Source organism: Moorena sp. SIO3H5, assembly GCF_010692395.1.
Lineage (GTDB): Bacteria > Cyanobacteriota > Cyanobacteriia > Cyanobacteriales > Coleofasciculaceae > Moorena.
Genome location: NZ_JAAHHS010000064.1, coordinates 19,642 through 27,369 on the forward strand (window position 1 = coordinate 19,642; position 7,728 = coordinate 27,369).

The following is a 7,728-nucleotide window of genomic DNA, read 5'->3' on the forward strand; positions in this document are numbered from 1 at the left end:
AAGTCAGAAGTCAGAAGTCAGAAGTCAGAAGTAAGCTATGAATAGACTTCTTGCAGAAGTCGGGAACAGGGAACAGCGATGCAGCGCCTTCACGCGGGGGTTTCCCCCACTCGCTATTGCATCAAGACGGGAACAGGGAACAGTGGACAAGCATTGAGGTAAAGCGATGCAGCGCGGTCTTGGGAAGGCAGCGCGGTCTTGGGGGTTCCCCCCATGAGCGACTGCCGTGGTCTCCCCCACTCGCTATTGCATCAAGACGGGAACAGGGAAAAGTGGACAAGAATTGAGGTAAACACTATCAGAAAAATACTTTTGCAAGAGGTCTAATGAGTTTCGGAGTTTACCAGCGATGCAGCGCGGTCTTGGGGGTTCCCCCCACTCGCTATTGCATCAAGACAATGTCAAACATCTGAATGCGTAGTGCTATAGCGTTTATAGTACTCATGAGGTACAGTATTCTTTGACTTGGATTCCCTGTTTTAATGCAGCGCATCGCTATTCCTTCTTATATATTACCTGTTCCCTGTTCCCTGTTCCCTGTTCCCTGTTCCCTAAAATCTATAAATTGTGTACCTCACCAGTCGTAGAATTGCTATATATCAGTTAAAGGTTTGAGCCTTAAGCAGGGGGCGACTTGTGTAAGCCCTTTTGGGTTTTCTGCGCTTGAGCAGTAAATAGGCACAGGGGACAAAGGAGAGTGCCATCAGGGTCGCGCCACCTAAGCCGCCAATGATAACTATGGCCAGTGGAGGCCAGAAACCACTCTTCTCCAAGAGCAGGGGACTGAAGCCAATCATGGTGGTGATGGTGGTGGCGATGACATGGCGAGTGGAATGAATCACCACTTCTCGTGTTGCTTGTCGATTTCCCTCACGAACAAGGGGGTTTTGATGGAGAGCAGTTAGTACTACAATAGAGTCATTGACCACTACTCCTAATAAACCGATAGTGCCCAGGATAGCGGTGAATCCGAAGGGATAACCGAATAACCACAGGGAACCTAGGGCTAAACCGACTGAAAACACGGCAATTAGGCCAATAATCCCTGCTAGTCTAAAGGAACCGAAGGTTAGTATTAAGGTAGCAGCCATCAGAATCATTAATACCCCAAGGGTAGAGACTAGATTGCTCACCGCACTGCTACGTTCGTCCGCTTCACCTCCAAAGTCGTAGGAATAGCCTGGAGGTAGCTCCAAGGTACTCAAGCGCTGTTTGAAATTGTCGAGAACTGTAGCAGGCAGCACCCCAGCGGTGATGAATCCCTGTACTGTATTCACCCGTTGTCCATTGCGTCGGGAAATAGTGGCTAAATCGGGGATAAGTTTAATATCCCCTAAAGCAGAGAGGGGAATACGCTCACGATTATCACCAGTGTTGTTGTTTGGGAGCAAGTTGAGGGAAGCAATCTGATTTAGGTTAGACCGGTTGGGATTTGACAAACGCACACGCACCGGGAGTTCTTCCGTAACCTCCAACACTGAGCCTCCCACAGCACCTTCTAAGCTGGTGTCGAGTTGCTGAGCAATCTCAGTTTTGTCAATTCCTGCCAGTCGGGCTTGCTCTTCGTCAATGGTTAAGGCTAATTTAGGTAGCCCTTCGGTTAAGTCAGCTCGGGTGTGAATCACGTCAGGAACTTGAGCTAGTTCTGCACGGATCTGGTTACCTAATTCCCGCAAGCGATGGAGCTGTGGACCGTAAAGCCGTAGTTCAATGGGAGCAGCAAAGGGAGGTCCTTGTTCGATTTGTCGCACCAGGACTTGGGCTGCGGGAAATGCCTGATTCAGTTCACTCTGCAAACTTTGGATTAATGGACGGGATACTACGTCTGGTTGTAGTTGTACCAAAGCTTGGGCATAATTGGCTGAATTTTCTCGATTTGCAATGACGTTGTAGTAAAACTGAGGAGCACTCTTACCCATAAACCAATGCACATCTACCACTTCGGGGTGGTTGCGGATCAGTTCCCGTGCTTTGACGACATTAGTTTGAGTCTGCTCTAGAGACGTTTGGGTTGGTAGCTCGAATTCGATGTAGAACTGTTCCCGGTCTGTGGGGGGAAAGAACTGTTGCTCTAGATTGGGAGCAACTAAGAAGCCACTAATCGGCAGAATCAGGGTTAGCACTACCCCTATCACTGGTCGTGCGAAGATTTTATCCAGAACCCAACCATAGGTTTGGGTCAGACGGGGATGAGAAAAACCAGTTTGCCACCAGCTTCCTATCACTGGTGCGTTCCCCCAGCGGTGTAGTTTTCCTACCAAGGCTGGGATTACCGTTAAGGAGAGAGCAAGAGAGCTTAACAGTGCCAAAATTACCGTGACACCAATAGTACCAGTAAACTCTCCAGTACCACCAGGGGCTAAGGCAATGGGTAGGAAAGCGAGCACACTGGTTAGGGTAGATGCTAGTAACGGTATTGCTATGTGGTGGATTGTCTTGGTAACTGCTCTGTGGGGAGCGATTCCTTCTCTGAGGTGGCTCTGTACTTCGTCAACAACAATAATAGCGTTATCAATCAACAAACCCAAGGCGATGATTATGCCAGTCACTGACATCTGGTGTAGGGGAATTCCTTGGATTTTCATAGCTCCGAACACGATCAACACTGACAGGGGTAGAGCTGAGCCCACAATCAAAGCCGATTTCCAGCCCATGATCAACAGGGTTACTCCTACCACCAGCACCGCCCCCAAGACCAGGTTGCTGATAACTTGGTTAAGTCGTGCTTCAACGTAACGGTTTTGGTTAAAGATAATGTCTAAGCCAATACCCCGTGGTAATTGTGTCTCGAATTCTGCTAAGGTTCGGTGAGCTGCCTTTGCCCACTCGTCGAGCCGTTGGTTAGACTCTACCATGGCTGCAATTGCGATCGCATGACGACCATTGATTAGGGCAAGCTCTGACGCTGGCTCAACAATTCCCTTTTTAACTTGAGCAATATCTCCTAAACGAGTAAACTGGCTGCGATTGCCAAAGCTAATGGGAATGCTGCTGATGCGCTCAAGGGAATCGAGTTCACCGTTGACCTCAAATAAGAGATTGTTATTGCTACCCCGCAGTTGACCAGCAGCGACTTTAGCATCACTCCTCAAGATTTGCTGAGAAAGCTCTTGTGCCGTTATACCCAAGGAACTCAGTTGCTCAGGATTGATTTCCACCACAATTTCTTCCTGTGGAGTACCGAAGAGCTCAACTTTCTCAGTTCCCTGGACGAAACGCAGTCTATCCTCTAGTTCCTGACTCCAACGGCGCAGAATGGCATAGTTAGTGGGACTGTCCTGTTCCCAGGTCAGAGCCACAATCATTGCATTGGCTTTTGGTTGTGAGTCCTCGAATTTTGGGGTACTTGCTCCCGCTGGTAACTGTGGCGCGATATCAGTGATTTTATCTCGCACCCGTGACCAAATCTGGTCAACATTTTTCACCTGCTCCTTCAGCTGTATTGAAACAGTAGAAAAACCCAAGCGAGAGGTGGATTGAATGGTGTCGATTGCTTTAATTTCAAATAATTCTTGCTCGATTTTGTCTGTGACCAGGAATTCCACCCGTTCTGCACTGGCTCCAGGAAAAACGGTTGTAATAAAAGCATTGCGCTGAGTTAATTCTGGATCTTCTAGGCGAGGAAGACTAAAGAAAGACGAAAGTCCCCACACCACAATTAAGCAGATAGTTAAAATTAGTAATTGGAGATTGCGATAAAATAAATTAGACATACTGACACCCCTCACTGTTTAATAGGACGGACGAATTGACCAGGAACAATGCGATGCATACCGCTAATAATCACCTGGTCACCGGGCTGGAGAGTTCCTCGCACTAATACCCGTTGGCCATGGGTGCCGGAAGGATCGTCTTCTTGATACAGAATTTCCACATCAGTTCGTTCCACCCGGAAAGTGGTTTTACCCTGAGCAATAGGGGATTTCAATGGCACTGCTTCACCCAAGACGTAGCACGACCATAAACCCCGAACTCCTGGTACTAGGGCTGTAGTTGGCAACCAATAACCAGAGGTGGCAATGGATTGAGCGAGTTCTAACTGGGCTAACTGTCCTGGAGCAACTGTTCTAGCTGCTGCGGGATCTAGCTTCAGCACAACGGTTACAGTGCGAGTGTCAGAGTCTAGTTCGGGCAGAATTGATGAAACTTGGGAGGTATAGGTTTTCTGTCCAATTTTTAACGGCAAAGTGCTACCGAGTTGGAGTTGGGAAGCAGCTGAGACAGGAATACCGATATTAGCTTCAACAGCTCCATCTTCCACAATGCTAAAAATCGGTTGAGAGCCAGCAGTAGAGACGACTGTTCCTTCATCAACCCAACGCCTAGAAATAGTTCCAGAGAAAGGAGCTTTGAGAGTAGTTTTTTTAATATCAAGTTTGAGCTTCCCTAAGCTAGCATCCAGTTGGTCAACCCGAGCTTTTTGGGCTTCAATCCGTTCTGGACGAGTTCCAGCCAGTAACTCATCTAGCTGCTTTTGAGCTTGGTCAACCCGAGCTTTTTGGGCTTCAATCCGTTCCGGACGAGTTCCAGCTAATAACTCATTGAGTTGGCTTTGTGCTTGGTCAAGGCGAGCCTTTTGGGCGCTGACTTCAGTAATTGCTTCGTCAAGTTGCTCCCTCGAAATTGCTCCCTCGCTGTACAGGGATTGTCGTCGATTTTGTTTCTTGCGAGACAGTTCCAGTTGTTTGTCCAGTTCTGTGACATTAGCCCGAGCAGCAGCAATGGTTTCCGCTCTAGGCCCAGCTTGTCTTTCCTTGAGCTCAGCCACAGCTTGAGCTAGGTTAGCTCGCGCAGCCGCAATAGTTTCCGGGCGAGAACCAGCTTGCATTTCCTTGAGTTCAGCTACCGCTTGAGCTCGCTGGGCAAGTAATTCACTGCGGGAGGCTTCTAGGCCACTGGTGCCTAGCCTGGCTAAAAGGGTGCCAGCTTTAACCCGCTGTCCTTGATCAACATTGATTTGGATAACTTTACCAGAACGTTCAAATCCCAGGTCACTACTACGGCGGGCAACAATCTCGCCAGTGTAAGTCCGCGAACTTTGCCGTGAGTCTACCAGCTGGATAGGCTGAGTTTCAACAGGAAGGATTTCTATAGGAGGTTCGTTAGTATTTAGTGCTGTACCAGACTGGTTGCTTGGAGAGTTTGGGACATCTATGAGTGAGTTACGACCAGACTGGCTAGTGATAAAAATTAGGAAACTTGAGAGTAACAGAAGTATTGTGCCACCCCACACTAAGGGAAATTTATGGTGTTTTGGGCGTTGTATTAGGGTTTCAGCCGGTAGGCTTTGGAAAACGCTTACTTCTTCATTAGTAGGAGGTTTTTTACCATTCTTTGTATCAAGCATTTTTAGAAAAGTTATAGCAAAGGGAACAGGGAGTAGGGAGTAGGGAGTAGGGAGTAGGGAGTAGAGAGTAGGGAGTAGGGAGTAGGGAGTAGAAAGCGATCGCTTACACGATGCTAATTAAATGTGTACTTGCCTATCTGTATTACTTATCACTCTTAGGTTGACTATTTATGCAGTTTCCGATTCCCGATTCCCGATTCCCGATTCCCGATTCCCGATTCCCTGCTCCCTGCTCCCTGCTCCCTTTCTTAAACAGTAATCACCAATTTGCCAGCTACGTGTCCCTGTTCGCTGATGGAGTGAGCTTTAGCTATGTCGGATAAAGGATAGGTTTCCTGAATAACTGACCGAATTTTATCGGCTTCTATGAGTTCTTTGAGATATGCTAAATCCTTACCACTCGATCTGACTGTAATCAGTTTTACTTTTTTACCAGGCAAAACTAGAGTTAGTAAACTTTGCACAATGCTGCTAGGAGTGGGTAACGTAGTGATGTAAATCCCATGGGGTTTCAAAAGCTTTTTGCATTGAGCAAAAGAGTTTTTGGCTACTGCATCGAAAATAATGTCGTACTTAGCGCTATCTTGGGTAAAGTCTTGGCTTGTGTAATCGATAATGCGAAAGCATCCGAGGGATTTGACCAAATCAATATTCTTGGTACTGCACACAGCGGTTACCTGAGCTGAGAGTGCTTTAGCAATTTGCACTGCAAACGTACCCACTCCTCCGGAAGCACCATTGATCAGTACATCATGTCCTGGTTGAATCTTACCGAGGTCTCGCAATGCTTGTAGAGCAGTCAGAGCAGCTAGGGGTACAGCAGCAGCTTGAGTATAGGTCATAGTATTGGGTTTCAGACAAGCAGCCGATTCCGAAACTACGGCATACTCCGCATAAGCTCCTCCTGGGAAAGAATCCAGGCGGGCATAGATCTGATCACCTGCTTGGAAACTTGTAACTGAGTCACCTACTTCTACCACCTCTCCAGCCACATCAAATCCCAATAGCATCGGGAATTTATTGCCTGTGAATATTTTCAGGTAACCTTTCCGAATTTTCCAATCGATAGGGTTGATGCTGGTAGCATTAACTTTAATTAATAATTGATTACTTTTCGGTGTAGGTTGCTCCACTGAGGTATACTCTAAGAGGTCAGTAGAGCCATAGCCATTACTAATCACAGCTTTCATTAGCATCACCTATTACTGTTAATAAATAAAGTTAATAAATAAAAGAAGTCACCAGCAATCAACATGATGATTTGCACATCGTTTGTGATATTGCTGATGACATTTATAAACTAAAGCTTTTGGTTGTTTGTAAGCACTCAGCAGTCAGCGGTCAGCAGTCAGTGGTCAGCGGTCAGTGGTCAGCTAAGGTAACTCAGATTAAACTAATGCTTACCTGTTGTCTTGATGCAGTCGCTCATGGGGGAAACCCCCTTTGGCGGCGCTGCATCGCTTATTCAAAAGCACCTCAAGTAGCGTGCGTGGCACAGGCTTCTAGCCTGTGAAGTAGCCCATAAGCTGTTCGCGTAGCGTGGCCAAAGGCCTTTAGCTGATAGCTGAACGCGCACGCGTGTGCGTAGCACATAAGCTGATAACTGATAACTGATAACTGATAACTGATAGCTGATAGCTAATTGCTTACATCTAATTTAATGACTTACCCTTTTTCTGTTTTGTGCTCCGAGCTACTGCACCTAAAGCTCCCAACATAAATATACCGATGACAGAAGAAGGTTCAGGTACTGTAGCAATAGCAACCCCCCTGAGGGTGAATGGGAAGGGAAAACTTAAAACACCGAATCCGTTTCCGAACATTAAAGGAGCTTCTTCAACTTCCGGTTGTTCAGAAACGACCTGAACCCCACCGCCAGCTTCAGCAATATCTAGTAAAAACGCTTGTGCTAAACCAGCACTAAAGGGGTCTAATCCTTCCACTATATCTACTGTAAATGGGTCACTCAAAATGACATCAAAATCATCAGTAATTGCTACGGTATCACCATAGTCGAGAATACTGTAAAAATCCGTGTACCCGAAATCAAGTATCTTAGTATCTTCATAAGATATAAAAATTTCGACATCATCTGGATTTGCCCGATAAATTCGTTCCTCAAGATTTGAGTCTGGACTAGCAAACCAATCTTGACCAAGCTGATCTTCACCTAAGTTCCAGGTAGTCCTAAAATCACGGTCGCTTTTTTGACCATAACCTAAGCCAATACTACTAAGTGATATATTATTATCACTTAGGTAGCCAAAAAAGTTAGAAAAGCCGGTGACATCATTCAAACTAGCTGACCGGGTAGAACCACTGTCAGGCTCTTCAGGACTTGCCTGCCTTCCAGTAGTGTAATAGGGAGCAATGTTACCTGG

General features: G+C 46.6%; 6 protein-coding genes. 2 read left to right on the forward strand and 4 right to left on the reverse strand.

The genetic code is table 11. The features are described from left to right. Positions 1-599: 599 nt before the first annotated feature. Both F6K52_RS10045 and F6K52_RS10050 read right to left on the reverse strand, forming a co-directional pair. On the reverse strand, positions 600-3,713 hold the full coding sequence (locus F6K52_RS10045; protein WP_293076951.1) for an efflux RND transporter permease subunit: 3,114 nt from the start codon (positions 3,711-3,713) through the stop codon (positions 600-602). An 11-nt stretch (positions 3,714-3,724) separates the two neighbouring features. Then, a complete protein-coding gene (locus F6K52_RS10050; RefSeq protein ID WP_293076953.1) occupies positions 3,725-5,347 on the reverse strand; it encodes an efflux RND transporter periplasmic adaptor subunit in 1,623 nt (540 codons plus the stop codon). Between the two features lie 121 nt (positions 5,348-5,468). Here F6K52_RS10050 and F6K52_RS10055 point away from each other — a divergent pair, with 121 nt between their 5' ends. Continuing rightward, entirely contained in the window at positions 5,469-5,606 is a 138-nt protein-coding gene (locus F6K52_RS10055; RefSeq protein WP_293076955.1) for a hypothetical protein, read from the forward strand. Here the strand turns inward: F6K52_RS10055 and F6K52_RS10060 are convergent. Further along, a complete protein-coding gene (locus F6K52_RS10060) occupies positions 5,596-6,537 on the reverse strand; it encodes an NAD(P)-dependent alcohol dehydrogenase (protein ID WP_293076957.1) in 942 nt (313 codons plus the stop codon). The genes F6K52_RS10055 and F6K52_RS10060 overlap by 11 nt on opposite strands. Positions 6,538-6,656: 119 nt before the next feature. Between F6K52_RS10060 and F6K52_RS10065 the strand changes: the two genes are divergently transcribed. Then, positions 6,657-6,860, forward strand: coding sequence for a hypothetical protein (locus F6K52_RS10065; RefSeq protein ID WP_293076959.1), 204 nt, complete (start codon positions 6,657-6,659; stop codon positions 6,858-6,860). A 139-nt stretch (positions 6,861-6,999) separates the two neighbouring features. On the opposite strand, the gene F6K52_RS10070 is transcribed toward F6K52_RS10065, so the two are convergent. Further along, on the reverse strand, positions 7,000-7,728 hold a 729-nt coding region (locus tag F6K52_RS10070; protein WP_293076961.1), incomplete at its 5' end, for a PEP-CTERM sorting domain-containing protein.

What these genes read in the sequence shown, in the direction of transcription:
- F6K52_RS10045 (WP_293076951.1), bottom strand. Translation starts at nt 3,713, where the DNA reads ATGTCTAATTTATTTTATCGCAATCTCCAATTACTAATTTTAACTATC.
- F6K52_RS10050 (WP_293076953.1), bottom strand. Translation starts at nt 5,347, where the DNA reads ATGCTTGATACAAAGAATGGTAAAAAACCTCCTACTAATGAAGAAGTA.
- F6K52_RS10055 (WP_293076955.1), top strand. Translation starts at nt 5,469, where the DNA reads ATGTGTACTTGCCTATCTGTATTACTTATCACTCTTAGGTTGACTATT.
- F6K52_RS10060 (WP_293076957.1), bottom strand. Translation starts at nt 6,537, where the DNA reads ATGAAAGCTGTGATTAGTAATGGCTATGGCTCTACTGACCTCTTAGAG.